The following is an 18,351-nucleotide window of genomic DNA, read 5'->3' on the forward strand; positions in this document are numbered from 1 at the left end:
CACAAGATGCGCCAATCTCAAAGCACTTTTTTATGCAGGCTGCGCGGCGGTCAAACGGGCAACAATCACCTTGAACGGAATCAGGGCGATTAGCGCCAGCAACAGTTTCACCAGCCAGTCGGCGAAGGCCAGCGTTACCCAGAGCGGGGCCATCGGGCCGCTTAGCATAAACGGCACAGGCTCCCACGCCCAGTTGATCGCTGAATCTGCATTGGCACCAAAGACGGTAACTGAGGCCGAGAACGCAAGGGTAAAGAAGATCGCGGTGTCCAGCGCCGAGCCAACCAGTGTCGACACCAGCGGTGCGCGCCACCAGCGGCCACCACGCAGTGAGTTGAACACAGTGACGTCGGTCAATTGCGCAATCAGGAAGGCGGTGCCCGAAGCCACAGCAATGCGCAGCGGTACGGCTGCATAGGTAAACCCGTCACCCTGCAGCATGATCTGGCTGCCGATCAGCGAGCAGATGATACCGGTGACAAAACCGGCGAATACGACCTTGCGGGCCGGACCCACGCCGTAGACGCGGTTCATGATGTCCGTGACCAGAAAGGCCAACGGATAGGTGAAGGCACCCCAGGTCAACAGGCCGTCAAGGATCAGGAACTGGACCAGGATGTTTGAGGCCACGACGATCGAGGCCATGGCAAGGATGCCGGGAATAAAGCTGCGTTGCATTTTCAGATGCCCGTTTTGACAAGGTAGCGGCGACTTGGCCCCAGGCTCATCCCGAGGCAGGCCGTGCGTTTAGACCTTTGTCTGCCGCCTGTCAATCGGGCAGCAAATATTCCACCAGCTCGGTACGTTGCAAGGAACGAAAATTGTCGTCCGATACCATGGTTGCGCGCAACCGCCCGTCCTGATCGCGCCAGACCGAAAGACCTTCCAGATTATCATGGGTCCCGGTAGCGGTTTCAAACAGCGTTTCTTCGGCCTTGGGCACGTCGCCAGAGATCACCCAGCGTCGCAGGCGTGAGCGGAAGCCGATGAAAGCCACTGCACGCTCTAACACATAGAGCCTCCCGTCGGGCCCGAAATCCGCTGCAACCGGTAGGAACTTTCCACGGGGCGGCAGCACAAAAGGCGCTGACCAGCGTGCGCCATCCCAGCGATAGACCGGTATATCGCCCCGAACAGTGCGGGTCTTTTCGGTCAGCGTATACAACCGCCCGCGACCATCTATCGCCAGCGCTTCAAATGAGCCGTTGAGGTCCATATTCAGGAACTCTCGCGGGCGCGGCAGAACCCGTCCATTGGCGTCGGGGGCAGTGTAATGCACGACTCGGTGAACGCCTTCGAACGAGACGTAAACGCTGCCATCTGCAGCAACGGCGAGCCCTTCGGAATCCCCTGCCCTCCCCTTCAAGATACGGCCTTTGCTGGACAGAATCGGCCACTGGTCAAGGATTTGGATGTTTCTGATCGTATCTTGATCTCGTTCAATTCGCGCGGTGATCAGTGTTGACCGGTCACTGATAGCGACCATGTTCCGCCCGTTTTCGGAGATATGAATCGCCGAAAATCCACCGAACCAGTTGGCGTTGTCGCGCCAGACATAGCTGTCCAGCAGCGAAGCCTGCTTAAGCTCCATCGCCTGAACAGTCCCTGCCAGCAGAAGCGCCGTGATCAGTTGGATTGCAGAACGGCGGTACATTGCTGGGGTAGATCAGCCAGACGAAACTCACGACGCTTTTTCGGTGCTGGCGCATTTGGATCAGGTGGCGGTGGGTTCAGAATATTGCGCACCCATTGCTGCGCTTCGGCGCAACCATCACCCTTGGGAGGCGGGTCCTGATTTACACAACCTTTCGATCCTTTCGGGCATTTCAGCCGCACGTGGAAATGATAGTGATGTCCCCACCACGGCCGGATCTTGCGCAAGTAGGCTTTATTGCCCTTCTCGTCATTGCACATCTGCACCTTTGCACCCGGGAATACGAAGATCCGGGCAACGCGCTTGTCCTTAGCGGCTTCGCGCAATACCGCATGGTGCTGCTTGGTCCAGTTGCCGTTTACATACGCGCCGTTCGCGCGGCGCAAGGATATAGACGAGATATTCTCGCGTGCTTTGCGGCTTAGGCGCATGTTATCGCCCGGCAGCATCCAGATATCGATATCCAAACCCAACTGGTGCGAACGATGGCCCGAGGTCATCGGCCCCCCCCGCGGTTGGCTGATATCCCCGATATAGAGACCATTCCACCCCGGTTGTTTCGCGGCAAACCGGCTGAGATCCTGCACATAGTCGATCGCCTGAGGATGCCCCCAATTGCGATTGCGCGACAGGCGCATGGCTTGCCAAGTTGGCCCGGTTTCAGGGAGTTGCACCGACCCGGCGGCGCACCCGCGCGAATAACTGCCGAATGCGGCAGATTTTTGCTGCGACCCAACCTTCTGGGCTCCGAATAACTGTTTGGCCAAGGGCTGTGCCGTGGCCGCGCCTGCCAGTGCTATTGCGGCCAGAACGGCCAAAAAACGTAGTAAAATCATCTGCTCTGATCCCCTTCCGGTTTCACCCAGCGCATCAGGACTAGGCCCAGAATAAACAACAGAATGATCGGTGACACCCCCAGTCTTGCACTACCGGTTGCTGCTGTTGCTATTCCGATCAATAGCGGCGCTGCAAAGGCGGTCGCCCGACCCGAAAGCCCGTACAGCCCAAAACTCTCGACCGGGGTGGCGGGATCAGTATGGCGTACCATCATTGAACGGCTGGCGGATTGCAGAATACCTCCCATGCCGCCGATCAGAACTCCGCACCCGAAGAACGCCATGTCCGGCAGGCCCGAGCCTACGGGTAATGAAATTCCGTAGATCTGTGTTCGATCCATCGACACAACCGTTACGCAGACAAAGATCAGAACCCAAATCGCAACCAATATCACCGGTTTAGGGCCGTACTTGCGATCCATCTTGCCCCCGATCCACGCAAAGATGGCCGAGGCCAGAACGCTGACGATTCCAAATACGCCGATTTTTATCAGGTCCCATTCAAGCACCAGCCGCGCATAGACGCCTCCGAAACTGTATAGCCCGTTCAGCGCGTCGCGATAGAACATCGACGACCCCAGATAGGTCGCCAGACTGACCCGGTGACGCAGCGACGCCACGGACTTGCCCAGCAAGCGCAGTGCCTCACCCAAGCTACCCTGTTTGTTGGTCTCAGGATCATCCCGAACCCACAGGAAATACGGCACCATGAACAACACGAACCATCCAGCGGTGAAGGGGCCGACAAACCGCGTCCCTTCACGCGTTGCCGCATCCAGCCCGAACAACGGATCCATACCAATCAAGGTCTTGCCGTCGGGCTGTTCAACAAACAGCGCCAGCATGATGGCCAGCGACAGCAAGCCTCCGAAATAGCCGAAGGCGAAGCCCGAACCTGAAATCTCGCCCACTTCTCTATCGTCACCCAGATCGGGCAGCTGAGAGTTGATGAAGATCAGTGCATATTCTGCGCCCACAAAGCCCAGACCAAAAGCCGATAGCATCAACCACATGTTGGAGCCATCGGGCATCGTGTACCACAACGCGGCAGACCCCACCGCGTACATCACCGAAAACCCGAGAATCCACGGGATGCGCCGACCCGAAACATCCGCCATCGCGCCCAACAGGGGCGCTCCGAACGCGATGATCAGCCCAGTTATGGTCAGGCAATTCGCCCAGACGGTCTGCGCCTGCGCCGCCGCAGCATCGGTGTCTAATCCGGTATTCGCATAGTATTGAGCCGCCACCCCGGCGAAATAGGGGCCAAAGACAAAGGTCACCAGCAATGTATGGAACGGCTGGCTGGCCCAGTCGAAAAACCACCAGCCCCAGATGCGCTTACGCTTGGAAATCTCCGCCATCTCTGCCCCATATTATTATTGTTGCGATCATAAGACGGGGCTTTGGGTCAATTCGCAAGCGTTCTGTTGGGGCGCACTTGCTCTTTGCGGCTGTGACGCTTAGGTCTCAGGGCAATTGACGAACGGAGTGCCCATGCTGTCGCTGATCCAAATCCTTCTGCTGATCCTGGACATTGTCTGGTTCATCATCCTTGCCCATGTGATCATGAGCTGGCTGATCAACTTCCAGGTGCTGAACCTGCACCAGCAACTGGTGGCGCAAATCTGGTACGGACTGAACCGTTTGTTAGAGCCGATCTACGGCCCCATTCGCCGCATTCTGCCCGCCATGGGCGGTCTGGATCTGACCCCTCTGGTGGTGCTGATCGGGGTCTATGCGTTGCGGATCATCCTGATCAACAACGCGGTCTATTTCTACTGACCTCTTGTTCACCGAATCTTAGTATGTGATGGTCCTGTCTTAAGAGCAGATAAACCATAAAACAGGACCCTCCGTCGCATGTTCGACTCCGCACCCTTGTTGCGAGACGTTTTCGGATTCGACGACTTCCGCCCCGGTCAGGAAGAGATCGTCGACGCCGTGACCGCAGGTGAAAACGTGCTGGCGATCATGCCCACTGGTGGGGGCAAGTCCTTATGTTTCCAATTACCTGCGTTGCTGCGAGACGGCGTGACTGTTGTGATCTCTCCGCTGATCGCCTTGATGCGCGATCAGGTGCGTGGGCTGCAGGAAGCCGGTGTCGAGGCGGGCGCGCTCACCTCGGGCAACACCCCCGAAGAAACTGATGCGGTGTGGGACGCATTAGAGGCTGGGCGGCTCAAGCTTCTGTACATGGCGCCCGAGCGACTGGCCGCCGGGTCGGCGCTGGGGATGCTGCGTAGGATTAACGTCAATCTGATCGCGGTGGATGAAGCCCATTGTGTCAGCCAATGGGGCCACGATTTCCGCCCTGATTATCTGCGGATCGGAGAGCTGCGGCGCGCTTTGAATGTGCCCCTCGCCGCGTTCACCGCGACAGCGGATGCGGAAACGCAGGACGAGATCGTCGAAAAACTGTTCGACGGTGTTGAGCCGCGCAAGTTCCTGCGGGGGTTCGACAGGCCCAATATCCATCTGGCTTTTGCCGCCAAGGATGGACCGCGCAAACAGATCCTCGATTTCGCTGCCGCGCGCAAAACCCAATCCGGCATCGTCTATTGCGGGACCCGCAACAAGACCGAGGTGCTGGCGCAAGCCCTGCGCGCCGAAGGTCACACGGCCTGCCACTATCACGGCGGGATGGAGGCCGAGGATCGCCGCATCGTGGAAGCTCGCTTTGCGCGCGAGGACGGGCTGATTGTCGTCGCTACGGTCGCCTTTGGCATGGGTATCGACAAGCCGGACATCCGCTGGGTCGCCCATGCGGATTTGCCGAAATCGATCGAGGCCTATTATCAAGAAATCGGTCGCGCCGGGCGCGATGGTGGACCAGCCGAGACCCTGACCTTGTTCGGGCCTGACGATATCCGACTACGACGCTCACAGATCGACGAAGGGCTGGCCCCACCTGAACGGCGCATGGCGGATCATGCGCGTCTTAACGCGCTGCTGGGATTGGCCGAAGCCCTAAAATGCCGCCGCCAGACCTTGCTGGGGTATTTTGGGGAACAGGCTGAACCCTGCGGCAAGTGCGATCTCTGCGACAACCCGCCTGAAGTCTTCGACGGCACAACGCCCGTCCGCATGGCTCTGTCCGCCATTCTACGCACCGAGGAATGGTTCGGCGCAGGTCATCTGATCGACATTCTGCTTGCCAACGAGACCGATAAAATTCGCGCACGGCGACACGACAATCTGTCCACCTACGGCATCGGCAAGGACTGGTCGCGCCCGCAATGGCAAGCGATCTTCCGGCAGATGATGGGCCATGATTTGGTGCGCCCCGACCCTGAACGCCACGGCGCGCTGCGTATGACAGAAACCGCCAAACCCATCCTGAAAGGTGAGGCGCTGATCGATCTGCGCAAGGATACCATCCGCAAAGCCACCCGACGACCCGCTGTCAAAGCGATGGTGTCCGAGGAAGACGCGCCGCTGCTCTCGGCGCTCAAGGCCAAGCGGCGCGCACTGGCCGAGGCCGCTCGGGTCCCAGCTTATGTCATTTTTCCTGATCGCACCCTAATCGAGATGGCAGAAACCCGACCTTCAAATCTGGATGACATGGCGCGGATCAGCGGTATCGGGTCAAAGAAACTGGAACGCTATGGTTCCACTTTCCTTGAGGTGCTGACCGGCGCGGTAGAAGAGCTGCACCCCGCAAGGCGCAAACTTGCTGGCCGCAATCAGGGCGACATTTACGATCAGTTGCTTAAGGTTCAATCGCAATTGTCGCGTGGCCCCGACGGGATCGACAAACCGCTAAGCTGTACGGCCTCGCAACTGGCGAAAGTGGCGCAACTGCACCCGGATGATCCACGAGCGATGGAGCAGGTTCTGGGTGACCGTCGTCACGAAAGGTTTGGCGCGGCGTTTCTGGACGTGCTGCAACAGGCGGGCTAGATACGCCTGAACAGGCGAGAAACGAGGGCGGATATGCTGGTAGTGATTTCCCCGGCCAAGCGGCTGGATTGGGCAGAACGAAACGTCGAATTAACCCAACCCGATTTTCAGGATGACGCGATCCGCTTGTCGAAGACCGCACGCAATCTGACATTGGGCGATCTGAAAAAACTGATGGACCTGAGCGACGACTTGGCCCGCCTGAACCGCGACCGGTATCGTATGTTCTCGGACGCGCCCGATGCGGAGACGACGCGCCCTGCCGCACTGGCGTTTGCGGGCGATACCTATCAAGGGCTTGAAGCCGCATCGCTGGATGCTGACGAAATGGCCTGGGCACAGGATCACCTGCGCATTCTGTCCGGGCTTTATGGCGTATTGCGCCCGCTGGATGCCATACAGGCCTACCGGCTTGAGATGGGTAGTAAACTGAAAACCAGACGCGGAAAAAACCTGTACGAATATTGGCGCGATCAGCTAAGCAAGGTGCTGAACGCGCAGGCCGCCGAAACTGACAGCAAGGTTCTGGTGAACTGCGCCAGTCAGGAATACTTCGGCGCGGTCGACCTGAAGGCACTGAAGCTGCCCGTTGTGACCCCGGTCTTCATGGAGGACAAGGGCGGCACCCCCAAGATCGTCAGCTTCTTTGCCAAGAAAGCGCGCGGTGCGATGGCACGCTACATCATCCAGCACCGCCTGACCGATCCCAGTGGCCTGTTGGATTTCGACAGCGGTGGTTATGAATACAGGGCAGATCTGTCTGACGACTACAAACCTGTGTTTGTTCGCCCCTATCAGGCCTGATCAAGCAGTGAAGGGTCGTAGGCTACAAGCTCAACGGTGTTCCCTTCGGGGTCTTGGGTGAAGATACCGCGCCAGCCGATCCAGCCGAAATGCTCGACCCGATAAGGCTGGTCGATCTGGTCGTACCAGCGCATGACAGCATCCTGTTCGACAAAGGGCAGCGACAGCGCGATATGGTGCAGGGCCGAGGCACCCCCTGTTACTGGCACTGCCGCGCCAGTCTGGCCCGATCCACGCTCAGAGCCAACAGACTGGTGAAACAGGGCCAGCACCTGTGTATGTCCACCAAACCCTTCGGCAATCCGAAAAAAGGTGATGGCGCTGTTATGGTCGCCTTGCAATCGCTGCAACCCGATCACCTTCTCATAGAAATACACCATTGCCGCCATATCGGTGCAGCGAATTGCAATCTCACCCAATCCCCGGGGGCGAAAACCGCGCTCATCTGACATAAATCGATCCTATTCCGTACTTTCACCTTCTGCACCGACCAATTGGGCATCGGCTGGACGATGTTCCAGTATCATCTTGTGGATCAGTTTCTTGTGCAACGGTTTGGTCAGATAATGATCAAGCCCGGCTGCCAGTATGCCCTGATCATCCCCTGTCATGGCATGGGCCGTCAGGGCCACTATGGGAACATGTCGATCCGTTCCGATCTCGCGCCGCCGGATTTCACCCGTCGCCTCTTTCCCATCCATCTTGGGCATCGAGATATCCATGAAAATCAGGTCCGGGTCGAAAATGGCGAAGGTTTCGACCGCCTCCAACCCATTAGAGACGAATTTCAAATCGATATTCAGATCTTTGGTCATCTTTTGAAGGATCAGTTGATTGGTTCGATTGTCCTCGGCTGCCAGAACCCGCATCAGCCTCTGATTCTGCGGAACTCGCGCATGAGTCTCGGGATCAGCGACGCGGTCGTCACTGCGATCCGACTTGAATACAGGAGCACCCAGCGCCATCAGCCGTGAATACAGCTCGGCGCGAGGAATGGGCTTTTGCAACACGCCGTCAATCAGGCGATGGGCCGGGTCGGCATGAATCACACCCGGATTGGCCGACATCACCACAATTGGCAGATCACCCCATCCTTTGTCGCGCAGTGTTGTGGCGAGTTCCAGACCGTCCATGTCCGGCAGATCGTGATCGCACAGCACCAGATCAATAGTTTTGTCCATTGCAGAAAGCGCTTCAGCCCCTGTTGAACGGGTGAGCGCCTGAGACCCAAGGCGGCTCAGTTGTTTGGTCAGAATGGCGCGGTTGACGGCCATATCCTCGACCACCAGAACCTGGCCCAACTGCCCCGCCAGATCGGGCGGAACGGGCTGCGGACCTTCGGCCGTGGGCAGTGTGATACGGAAACCAAAGCAAGATCCTTTGCCCGCGTCGCTTTCGACCCAGACGGCACCGCCCATCATCGAGATCAGCCGCTTGGTGATTGCCAGCCCCAAACCCGTGCCTTCGAATTGGCGGTTCTGGGCATCCTCAACCTGATTGAATTCACCAAAGATGTGCGGGACCTTGTCGGCTTTGATTCCGATACCCGTATCCTCGATGGCCACGTGGATGTCGCAGGTTTCAGTTGTCGCGTCAGGAACACCGGTCACCCGGATAAGGACATGGCCCTGCGCGGTAAACTTCACTGCATTGCCGACAAGGTTGGTCAGAATCTGCCGAATCCGCCCCGGATCACCCACAAAAAGCGTCGGCAGGAACAGGTCATAGTCCACCAGCAAGGTCAGGCCCTTGTCGCGTACGCTGGGTTGCAACAGCATCGCGACCTCAAGGATACAGCGCTCCAAATCGAACTGTTCGGGGTGCAGCGTCAACTTGTCGGCCTCGATCTTGGAATAGTCGAGAACATCGTTGATGATGACCAGCAAAGCCTCGCCCGAATTGCGAATTGTGCTTACATAGAGCCTTTGTTCTTCGTTCATCGGGGTTTCGGTCAGCAGTTCGGTCATACCGACGATCCCGTTCATCGGCGTGCGAATCTCATGGCTCATATTGGCCAGAAAGGCGGATTTGGCGCGGTTTGCGGCCTCGGCCCGTTCACGTGCAGCGTTTAGCTCGGCCTCATGCCGGACCGAGGCTGTGATGTTCAACGCCAGGCTCAGCACGTCACCGCCGTGGCCCCGCTGATCAATCAGCCGGATATATTGGCTGTTCCACAACTGGATCACCTCGGGTTCGGGGTGCGGTTGCGCCCAGCGTGCAAGCATACGCGCCTGCCAGTCCGCGATATTTTCCGCGCCGATGTCCACGATCCCTTCATGGGTCAGAATTTCGAGAATACGCGTGTAGCTGATCCCCGGCGCGACCTCTTCCAGCCCATCGAAAACGCTTAGGTAAGCGGCGTTGGCACCGATCAGTGTGTTGTTGCCGTCGAAAAAGGCAAACCCGTCAGGGATGGTCTGGATCGAATGCCACAGGCGGCGTTCAGCCACTTCGATCTTGGCATTGGCTACGGTCAGATCGGATTTGACCTTTTCGTTTTCATCGCGAACCGTCGCAACCTCGGCCTGAGTCTCATCGATCTGACGTGTCAATGCGATAGCATGGCGTCCCAATTTGCGGTTGGCAGCAGACAACTCGGCCTGTTTCAGATGCAACAACCGCTCGGCCGCCAGTCGTGCGCGCCGTTCCTGCGCCAGTTTCTCAGCAAGACTCATGTAAAGTTTTCCCGCGATAATCTGCTCAGAGCATCGCGGTAGAGCATGAAAAAGTGCTTAAGCAGCGTTAGCGACGTCCCTCGCGCAACCAACCGGCCAAGAGGAACCCACCGGCAAGCAACAGCACCAGCCAGGGTGGAAGCAACCCGGCCTGTGTAACATCGCGGGTTTCATAGGCGTCGCGCGGGGTCAGTCCGATCCAGCCCCGACCTGCTGCCGGTCGGCCCGCACGGACATTCCGGATTGAGGGCAGACCCTCTTCCAACCGGATCGTTCCCCCGCGCAGGCTGGCCAGAACGGGGCTTAGAATCTCATCGGTCGCGATCGTGCGCTCGAATTCCTTTGGTGCAGCAGGACCAAGACCGATCACGGCAGAATGCGCACCCTCTTCCAGACGGTACAGGCCAATTTCAGGGCCGAAGTACTGCGCCTCGAACCGACCGGGCGAGACTTCGTTTAGCGTAATCTCCAAGGTGTCGCCGTTGGGGAGGGTGACGGTGACCGGGCCAACCTCATCCTCCAGCGTTTGACGGATAATACGCATGGACTGGCCGTTCGCTTCGGCCCACAGCGCCTCTTCCTCAAGCTCGGGTTCTTTCATCATCCAATGCGCCAGCCTGCGGAGTAGTTCCAACTGCGGGCCACCGCCCTCAAAGCCGCGGCTCCATAGCCAGGCGTGGTCTGATGCCATCAGCGCCACACGGCCTTCACCCACGCGATCCAACAGCAGCAACGGACGATCATCCACGCCGGTCATGAGCATATTGCCGGACAGCTGGCTGACATCGATCTGGCGCAGCCAAGCGCCCCAAGTCTCAGCATCGCCCAGATCAGCGGTAACCGGATGACGCTGGCCCAGATCGGTGACCATGGGCACGTACCGTTCCTCGTAAACACGCGCACTGGGTTTTGCGGGCAGGACCGGCCCAAGCGGGGATCGGTACAGGCTGTCAGCCGTGGCAAAATCAGGGCCAGCAGCGACCAGCACCGCGCCACCATTGACGATATAGTCGCCAACATTGTCCAGATAGATCGCAGGCAGGATGCCGCGCCGCTTGTAGCGATCAAAGATGATCAGGTCGAAATCATTGATCTTCTCCAGAAACAACTCTCGCGTCGGGAAGGCAATCAATGAGAGTTCGTCCACCGGAACGCCGTCCTGCTTTTCCGGTGGCCGCAGGATGGTGAAATGGACCAGATCAACCGAGCTGTCGGATTTCAACAGATTGCGCCACGTACGCCCGCCCGGATGCGGCTCGCCCGAAACCAGCAGAACACGCAGGCGATCCCGCACGCCGTTCATCTGGATCAGAGCCGTGTTGTTGCGGTCAGTCAGCTCACCCTCGGCCTGCGGAACCGTGAACTGGATGACGTTCCGACCGCCATGCGGCAGCGTGATCGGGAGCTCGACCTCCAGACCGATTGGAATGGTGAACTGCTCGGGTTCACCTCCATCGACGGAAATCTCAAGCGGAGCGTTAGTAACTCCAGCAGGCGCAGCGCCAGTATCTTCGACGCGCAGGGTCAGGGTCACGGGTTCACCGATAATGGCGAAGGCTGGGGCGTTACGCACGATCAGGCGCCGATCCCAATCGCCTTCGCGCCCGGTCTGCAACAGATGCATTGGAGCAGGCAGGTCGGGTGCCAGGTCTGCATCATGAACGATGCCGTCTGACACCACGATAATGCCCGCTATCCGCGCACGGGGTTCTTCGGCCAGCGCCGCGTTCAGCGCAGCCATGACCTGCGTGCCCTCGTCACCATCGCCGTCACCAACCTGGATGCGGCGCAGCTCGGTATTTTCTCGGGCTTCGATCTCGGTCGCGAGGTCGTTGGCAGCCTGAGCAGTCTGTTCGGCACGATCCGATAGGGTTTGACTGGCGCTTTCATCTTCGATCATCAACACGATGTCGGTAAGCGGCGCGCGATCTTCGACCTGATAGACAGGACCGCTAAGCGCCCCGAGGATGACCAAGGCCGCCAAGCCGCGCAGGGCCCAGCCCGACAGACCGCGCCAAAGCGCCAGAACCACACCTGACATGGCAATCAATGCCACGGCTGCCAGAAACGGCCAAGGGATTAGCGGGTCAAAGATGACGGTTCCGGTCATTGTCCCAACCTGTCCAAAAGCGCGGGCACGTGAACCTGATCGGATTTGTAATTCCCGGTCAGCACATGCATCACCAGATTAACCCCAAACCGATTGGCCAACTCGCGCTGCCGTTCTCCGGCATAACCGCGACCCACGGGCAATAGGGACTGACCGTTGCGATCCACCGCCCAGGCCCCGGCCCAGTCATTACCGCCGATCACCACCGGGGTCACGTTATCGTTGAGGTTTCGGAAGGGCATTCCTTCGATCTGCTCGGCATCGGGTGGCGCGGCCTCGACCCAGACCTCGGTGCCAGAATATCGTCCGGGGAAATCCTGCAGCAGATAAAAGGCGCGGGTCAGGACATGATCACGCGGGACAGGCTCTAATGAGGGGATATTCAACGGGGCGGCCAGTTGTTGCAGCTTGCGCCCATTGGGGCTGGACGCCCCGAAACCGGCGATATCGGCGTCGCGCGTATCAAATAAAATCATCCCGCCCGAACGCAGATAGGCGTTCAGCTTTGCATAGGCTTCAACCGAGGGCTGTGGCTGGTCCGGAGTAACAGGCCAATAGAGCAGCGGAAAGAATGCAAGCTCATCACGTTCAAGGTCGATGCCAATCGGATCGGCGGGTTCGACCGAAGTGCGAAAATGCAGCGTCTGCACCAACCCGCGCAGCCCGGCCAGCGCGATATCGTCGACCTGAGCATTCCCGGTAAGTACATGCGCCAGCACAAGCTCATGCGTCGCGTTCAATGCAAAATCGGTGTCTTCAGGGGTCTGTGCCCGCACCTCAGGGGCAAGGAACAGGGCAGCAAGCGCAAATGCAACAGGGGTTGCCTTGGCCAAGCGCCCCGACAACGCCAAAGACGCAATCACATCGATTGTCAGCAACAACAGTGCAAGGCCAAGCAACAGCCCTTCCAACGGAGTCTCATTGCTGACCTCCTGACCCCGGATTGGGACGTCAGACGGCCAGATCACCGGGGATAGTACAGCATCCTCGGCAAGAACATTCCGCGCCAGTTTCTGCTTGCCGTTTTCATAAAGCCCCGGGCGCAGGTCCGGCCCGATTTGCCCAGAAACCAGTTCGACTCCATCGACACCGGGCAGCGTTCCTGCGTCAGTCAAAACACCGAAGCCATCCATTATTTGAATCGGCTCCCATACGGTGCCCTGCATCTGAGCCTCTTGACGCGATTTGGCAGCAGAGGCAACGGCAAGCCGGTCGAGCATTTCGACAAACAGCCCGGACAGCGGAAGGCTGGACCATTCCGCATCAGCCGTGACATGGAACAGAACCACCTGCCCCAGCCCCAGCGGTTTTCGGGTCACCAATGGTGTGCCATCCGACAGTGATGCAATGACCCGATCCGCCAAATTAGGATCTGGTTGTGCCATGACCTGAGTGGTCACAGAGACGTCCGCAGGAATCTCCAACCCATAGAACGGCGAGTTTTCAGTGAACGGAGCAAGCCCCTTCGCTTCACCCCAGCTCATGGCGCCGCCGACCGAGCGGCCACCGCTACGAAGTCGAACCGGCAACAGTGCATCCTCAGTATCGCGCCCCAGATCGCTGGCGGCCATGCGTGGGCCGGCAAAGCGCAGCAGTAGGCCGCCCTGTTCAACCCATTCGACGACTTCAGCCTGTTCCGACTCGGACAGCTTGGCCACATCCGCCAATACGATCACATCCGGGTTCGCGGGGAGAACCTCGGCCAGGCCGCCTTCGACAAAATCAGCGGTCGGAATCAGCACCTGTGTCAGGTAGTGAAGCGGCGACAGTAACTCTAACCCTTCGCGGTTCAGGGTACCTGCGATCAATGCCACTTCGCGCCGACGCAGGCTGTCATCTGTCAGTGTAATGGCACCGGCAGAGCGCTGGCCTTGAATCTCGAACCGTGTAATGCGTGCGCGCAGTTCCGATGGAAGCGCAAGATCAATTTCCGCCTGCGTAGAGCCGTTTTCGAACTCAAGATTGGTCGATTGCAGCACCCGCATTGCTCCTGCCGGGTCGCGCCCTTGCGCAAGAACGGTGACTCTTTCCTCTGGTCCTGGATTAGCGCGCTGTACGCTGAGTCGGATTGCGCCGTCCTGATAGGTGGCGGGCAAGATCGCGGTGACAGGTGCAGAGGATTGGTAGACAATCACGTCCCCACGCGCCTGCAGGGCAGAAGTCAAACGATCATGGCCGACATAGGACAGACGGTCGCTGAACCAATGGGTGTCGAAGCCACCTTCGACCTGTCCCAACGCGATCAGAATTTGGTCAATCTGCGCTTCGGTTGGCTGCCACGGCATCGGTGTAAGGCCCGGCAGACGACCACGCCACGCCTCGGCGGCCTGAAACACAGGTGCCTCAGGCTCAGTCAGACGCAAGATCGACACAGGACGACCCGCCCGCCCGGCTTCCGTCAATTGCGCATCAATCTGATCAAGTGTCGAGGACCAACGTGTCGCGCCCCCCCAGCTTGCATCCAGCACCAGCAGAAGCGGCCCGGATCCGGTCTCATCGCGTGAGGGGTTCAGCACCGGCCCTGCCAGCCCGATGATGATCGCTGCGGCTGCCAGCATCCGCAGTAGCAGCAACCACCATGGTGTACGGTCCGAAACGCTTTCATCATCCTTCAATCCCAGCAGCAAGGTGACCGCCGGGAAAAGACGTCGGATCGGTGCAGGTGGGACGGCACGCAGGATCAACCACAAAATCGGAAGGGTCAGAAGACCCAGCAGCACCCAAGGCGCGGTAAATCCGATTCCTGCAAGAACCGTCATTGCGCACCCCCATCCATGGCGCGATAAAGCCACAACAGAGCCGATTGAGCGCTGTCATCAGTGTGATGGAGCCCCATCTGCCAGCCAGTCGCGCGGCACAGGTGGGTCAGCGCATCCTTGCGCGCCGCTAAGCGATCCAGATAACGATCGCGCAAATCAGCGGCCTTCAAGGTTTCATGTCGAGCGGTGCCACCAACACTTTCAAAAATGGTACGTCCCGAATAGGGAAAGGACTCCTCGCTGGGGTCCAGAACCTGCAGCAACACGCCGCGCACGCCCCGGTCAGCGGCTTTGGTAAGGGCCAGCTCGACCTCGTCCAGCGGCCCAAGAAAATCCGAAATAAATACCGCACGCGCATGCGGGATCATGGCGCGGTGTTCGGGTGGCGCGTAATCGGTTTGCGCATCTTCAGACCAGGCTTGGGCCAGCCGAATGATCTGAGCATTCCCCCTGCGCGGGGGCAGCCTCGTGCCAGTCAGACCAACGCGCTCGCCGCCACGCACAAGCAGGATAGCGGTCGACAGCCCCAGCAGGCGCGCACGATCGGCCTTGGTCTGCAAGTTCTTGTCCGAAGCAAACCGCATCGACGCGCCCTGATCGACCCAAAGCATGATCGACTGTGCAATCTGCCATTCGCGCTCACGTACAAACTGCTGATCACCACGGGCCGAACGGCGATGGTCGATCAACCGGCGACTGTCGCCAATCTGCGCAGGGCGGTACTGCCAGAAATCATCCCCCAGACCCGAGCGTCTCCGCCCGTGATCGCCCAATAACACGGTTCCGGCCAGATGCTCGGCACGCGCCAATAACGGCGGCAACCGGGACGCCTCGGCCTCGGAGCGTTCGCGTAGGGTCTGGGCGGCGCTCACGCCGCGGCCTCAGTTCGGACCAGCCCAGTAGCGGTGGACTCAATCAGGTCAGAGAGGCTGTCACCACGTGCCCGCGCCGCGAAGTTCAACGCCATACGGTGGCTGAGAACCGGACGCGCCATGGTCAGAACATCCTCGGCATTGGGGGCCAAACGGCCTTCCAGCATCGCATTTGCGCGCACGGTCATCATCAGAGCCTGCGCAGCGCGCGGTCCGGGACCCCAGGCAACAGATTCCTTCACCCGCTCTGACACACCTGCCTCATCCGGGCGGAAGGCGCGGACCAGATCGAGGATCAGTTCGACAACCGACTCTCCTACAGGCATCCGGCGCAACAGAACCTGTGCGGCCAGCAATTCTTCTTTGGTGAAAATCTGATGCGCCTCGGCTTCCTCAACACCCGTGGTAGCCAGCAGAATATCACGCTCGGTCTGGCGATCCGGATATTCCACGTCGACCTGCACTAGAAACCGGTCCAGTTGAGCTTCGGGCAATGGATAGGTCCCTTCCTGCTCAATCGGGTTCTGCGTTGCCAGCACATGGAACGGTACGCCCAATTCGCGGTCTTCGCCCGCGACTGTCACCGTACGCTCTTGCATCGCCTGCAACAGTGCCGATTGAGTCCGGGGACTGGCACGGTTGATCTCATCCGCCATCAGCAACTCACAGAAAATCGGGCCGGAGATGAACCGGAAATGGCGGCTGCCATCTTCGGCAGTATCCAGCACTTCCGAGCCCAGAATATCAGCAGGCATCAGGTCCGGCGTGAACTGGATGCGGTTGCCATGCAGGCCCATCACGGTCGAAAGCGTCTCGACCAACCGCGTCTTGCCCAGCCCCGGCAGACCGATCAGCAGCGCGTGACCGCCGCACAAAAGCGCGGTCAGGGTCAGGTCCACAACCTTCTCCTGCCCGATAAAGCGGCGGGTGATCGAGGATTTGGCCTCTTGCAGCTTGTTTTCCAGCGCTTCGATCTCGGACACGAGGTCGGCAGGTTCGGACATGAGGTTCCCTTCCGTGGACTGTTATGATTGAAGTGTATCGCGCTGAGAGGAAATGGCAAAAGCAATGAGCGGACAAAAACCCGTGACCCCTTCACCAGACGGTCTGGCGGCTTCGGTCAAAGCGGCCAAAACGCGGGGTTTGCCGCCCGTTCACCTATGGAATCCTCCGTTTTGTGGCGATCTGGACATTCGGATCGCCAAAGATGGTACTTGGAGTTATCTAGGGTCACCGATCAACAGGGTCGAGCTTGTTAAGCTATTTTCCTCAATTCTTAAGAAAGAAGAGGGTAGGTACTTTCTCGTCACTCCCGCTGAAAAGGTGGGAATCACCGTCGAGGATGCGCCGTTTGTTGCCGTTGATTTTGAGCATGAGGGACAAGGCGAAGCCCAACGTCTGACTTTTACGACGCAAGTGGGCGATACAGCCATCGCCGGGCCCGATCACCCGATACGCATTGTCCTAAATACGGAAACTGATGAGCCCTCACCCTACATATTGGTGCGCGCGAATCTTGAGGCGCGCATTGATCGCAAGAGCTTTTACCGGTTGGTCGAGATCGCCAGACATCACGACGGTTGGTTTGGTGTCTGGTCGGACGGCCAGTTTTTCCCACTGATCGCATCCGATGTGCTAGAGGATTGAACCGGTCGCGGTTTGCGGTCCTGCGCCAGCACGACCGCAAGCGCCACCAGCGACGCGCCCAGCGCGCGGGTCCAGTTCCAGTCCTCGCCCAGCGCCATCATGATCACCATCACATAAAATGGCGCGATATTGATGTGGAATGACGCCAGGGCGACCCCTAGTTTTCCCACTGATGCTATGAAGAAAAATTGGCTCAGGCCCAGTGAGAACAGTGCGTAGAACACCAACATACCCATCTGCGCCACATCTACGGGGCGTGTAGGCATGACCTCTAGCCCCAGCAATCCGGCTAACGGCACCAGAATGGCTGCGGTCGACAATCCTCCGACCAAGGTAATGGTGCTACGGCCCAACTGGCTAAGCTCGGGGAAGTCGCGCGCAGTGGCCATGCTGGCCCAACAGAACAGCGCGGTAGACACAACTGCGCACATCGCGCCCAGTCCTAATTGTGCCGGTGCCACCGCGCTGGTGGCAATCAGGCCGCCAATGATTGAAATCACCAATCCCTGCGCAAAGCTCCAGCGCAATCGCCGCGTTCCCGCCACAAGCTCCATGATCGTAGCGATCAAAGGCGCACACGAGGCGATAATGGCAACGGTAACTGGGTCGGTCAGCTTCTGCGCCACAAGGATCAGGAACATCCCCGACCCTAGCCCCAAACCTCCAACCAGGAGGGCATGGCCCCAACGGGCGCGTAATACCTGAGCCGGTCCGTCCAGAATCAGCCAGATTGGTACCATGACCAACACCGCAAGAGACATCCGTGCTGCGAACAGGGCGATAGGTGGCCAGCTTTGCAATAGGATCTCAGCCGCCGGGAAACCCGCCGCCCACGTCAGCATCGAAGCCACCGCCAGCGTATTTCCGGTGAACGCGGTCTGTCGACCGTCAGATACAGCTATAGCGGTCCCGCGCGCGGGTTCAGGGCTCATGGCCATCGTGATCAGACCTTATTGTTGGCGCGGCCCTCGCAACGGGATACCGCTCGAGCCTGATGGTCCCTGATTCGGAAGCCTTTATCTGGCCGATTTTCGACAATCTGTCGTTTTCAGTCTCTTTCACGTGGCCGTCGTGATCGTTAGGCTCTGCAA

The 18,351-nt window shown here is 58.9% G+C and carries 15 protein-coding genes; 4 read left to right on the forward strand and 11 right to left on the reverse strand.

The window, feature by feature from the left end:
* Nucleotides 1–30: 30 nt before the first annotated feature.
* From ACR0MJ_RS11300 to ACR0MJ_RS11315, 4 genes are all read right to left on the reverse strand, one after another.
* A complete protein-coding gene (locus ACR0MJ_RS11300) occupies nt 31–678 on the reverse strand; it encodes a queuosine precursor transporter (RefSeq protein WP_480761001.1) in 648 nt (215 codons plus the stop codon).
* Between the two features lie 91 nt (nt 679–769).
* On the reverse strand, nt 770–1,654 hold the full coding sequence (locus ACR0MJ_RS11305) for an esterase-like activity of phytase family protein (RefSeq protein ID WP_170664308.1): 885 nt from the start codon (nt 1,652–1,654) through the stop codon (nt 770–772).
* Nucleotides 1,627–2,490 (reverse strand): penicillin-insensitive murein endopeptidase, encoded by an 864-nt coding sequence (gene mepA / locus ACR0MJ_RS11310; RefSeq protein WP_170613410.1) that lies wholly within the window; start codon nt 2,488–2,490, stop codon nt 1,627–1,629. The genes ACR0MJ_RS11305 and mepA overlap by 28 nt, the downstream gene beginning before the upstream one ends.
* The gene (locus tag ACR0MJ_RS11315) at nt 2,487–3,854 is read right to left on the reverse strand and encodes an MFS transporter (RefSeq protein ID WP_480761003.1); all 1,368 of its coding nucleotides are present in this window, start codon (nt 3,852–3,854) and stop codon (nt 2,487–2,489) included. The genes mepA and ACR0MJ_RS11315 overlap by 4 nt, the downstream gene beginning before the upstream one ends.
* A gap of 133 nt (nt 3,855–3,987) precedes the next feature.
* Here ACR0MJ_RS11315 and ACR0MJ_RS11320 point away from each other — a divergent pair, with 133 nt between their 5' ends.
* The 3 genes from ACR0MJ_RS11320 to yaaA all read left to right on the forward strand — a co-directional run bounded on the left by ACR0MJ_RS11320 (nt 3,988) and on the right by yaaA (nt 7,197).
* Entirely contained in the window at nt 3,988–4,275 is a 288-nt protein-coding gene (locus ACR0MJ_RS11320) for a YggT family protein (protein WP_170394943.1), read from the forward strand.
* 78 nt (nt 4,276–4,353) lie between these two features.
* Complete coding sequence (gene recQ, locus ACR0MJ_RS11325; RefSeq protein WP_480761004.1) at nt 4,354–6,393, forward strand: DNA helicase RecQ; 2,040 nt, start codon at nt 4,354–4,356, stop codon at nt 6,391–6,393.
* A gap of 33 nt (nt 6,394–6,426) precedes the next feature.
* The gene (yaaA, locus tag ACR0MJ_RS11330; RefSeq protein WP_170515204.1) at nt 6,427–7,197 is read left to right on the forward strand and encodes a peroxide stress protein YaaA; all 771 of its coding nucleotides are present in this window, start codon (nt 6,427–6,429) and stop codon (nt 7,195–7,197) included.
* On the opposite strand, the gene ACR0MJ_RS11335 is transcribed toward yaaA, so the two are convergent.
* The 6 genes from ACR0MJ_RS11335 to ACR0MJ_RS11360 form a co-directional block, all read right to left on the reverse strand.
* Entirely contained in the window at nt 7,188–7,649 is a 462-nt protein-coding gene (locus ACR0MJ_RS11335) for a VOC family protein (protein WP_170408569.1), read from the reverse strand. The two genes, yaaA and ACR0MJ_RS11335, sit on opposite strands and share 10 nt — an antisense overlap.
* A 9-nt stretch (nt 7,650–7,658) precedes the next feature.
* Nucleotides 7,659–9,872, reverse strand: coding sequence for a response regulator (locus ACR0MJ_RS11340; RefSeq protein WP_480761007.1), 2,214 nt, complete (start codon nt 9,870–9,872; stop codon nt 7,659–7,661).
* Between the two features lie 67 nt (nt 9,873–9,939).
* Nucleotides 9,940–11,982: a hypothetical protein gene (locus tag ACR0MJ_RS11345; RefSeq protein WP_170515214.1), complete on the reverse strand. Its 2,043-nt coding sequence runs from the start codon at nt 11,980–11,982 to the stop codon at nt 9,940–9,942.
* Nucleotides 11,979–14,741 carry a DUF4159 domain-containing protein gene (locus ACR0MJ_RS11350; protein ID WP_480761008.1) on the reverse strand — a complete coding sequence of 921 codons (2,763 nt, stop codon included), beginning with the start codon at nt 14,739–14,741 and terminating at the stop codon, nt 11,979–11,981. Before ACR0MJ_RS11350 ends, ACR0MJ_RS11345 begins: the two co-directional genes overlap by 4 nt.
* Nucleotides 14,738–15,613 (reverse strand): DUF58 domain-containing protein, encoded by an 876-nt coding sequence (locus ACR0MJ_RS11355; protein ID WP_480761010.1) that lies wholly within the window; start codon nt 15,611–15,613, stop codon nt 14,738–14,740. The genes ACR0MJ_RS11350 and ACR0MJ_RS11355 overlap by 4 nt, the downstream gene beginning before the upstream one ends.
* Nucleotides 15,610–16,617 (reverse strand): AAA family ATPase, encoded by a 1,008-nt coding sequence (locus ACR0MJ_RS11360; RefSeq protein ID WP_480761011.1) that lies wholly within the window; start codon nt 16,615–16,617, stop codon nt 15,610–15,612. Before ACR0MJ_RS11360 ends, ACR0MJ_RS11355 begins: the two co-directional genes overlap by 4 nt.
* Nucleotides 16,618–16,681: 64 nt before the next feature.
* Here ACR0MJ_RS11360 and ACR0MJ_RS11365 point away from each other — a divergent pair, with 64 nt between their 5' ends.
* The gene (locus ACR0MJ_RS11365) at nt 16,682–17,260 is read left to right on the forward strand and encodes a DUF1285 domain-containing protein (RefSeq protein ID WP_255611964.1); all 579 of its coding nucleotides are present in this window, start codon (nt 16,682–16,684) and stop codon (nt 17,258–17,260) included.
* Here ACR0MJ_RS11365 and ACR0MJ_RS11370 read toward each other — a convergent pair.
* Nucleotides 17,185–18,192, reverse strand: coding sequence for a DMT family transporter (locus ACR0MJ_RS11370; protein WP_480761013.1), 1,008 nt, complete (start codon nt 18,190–18,192; stop codon nt 17,185–17,187). The two genes, ACR0MJ_RS11365 and ACR0MJ_RS11370, sit on opposite strands and share 76 nt — an antisense overlap.
* Nucleotides 18,193–18,351: the final 159 nt, after the last annotated feature.

It is taken from the genome of Ruegeria sp. C6 (assembly GCF_056537625.1).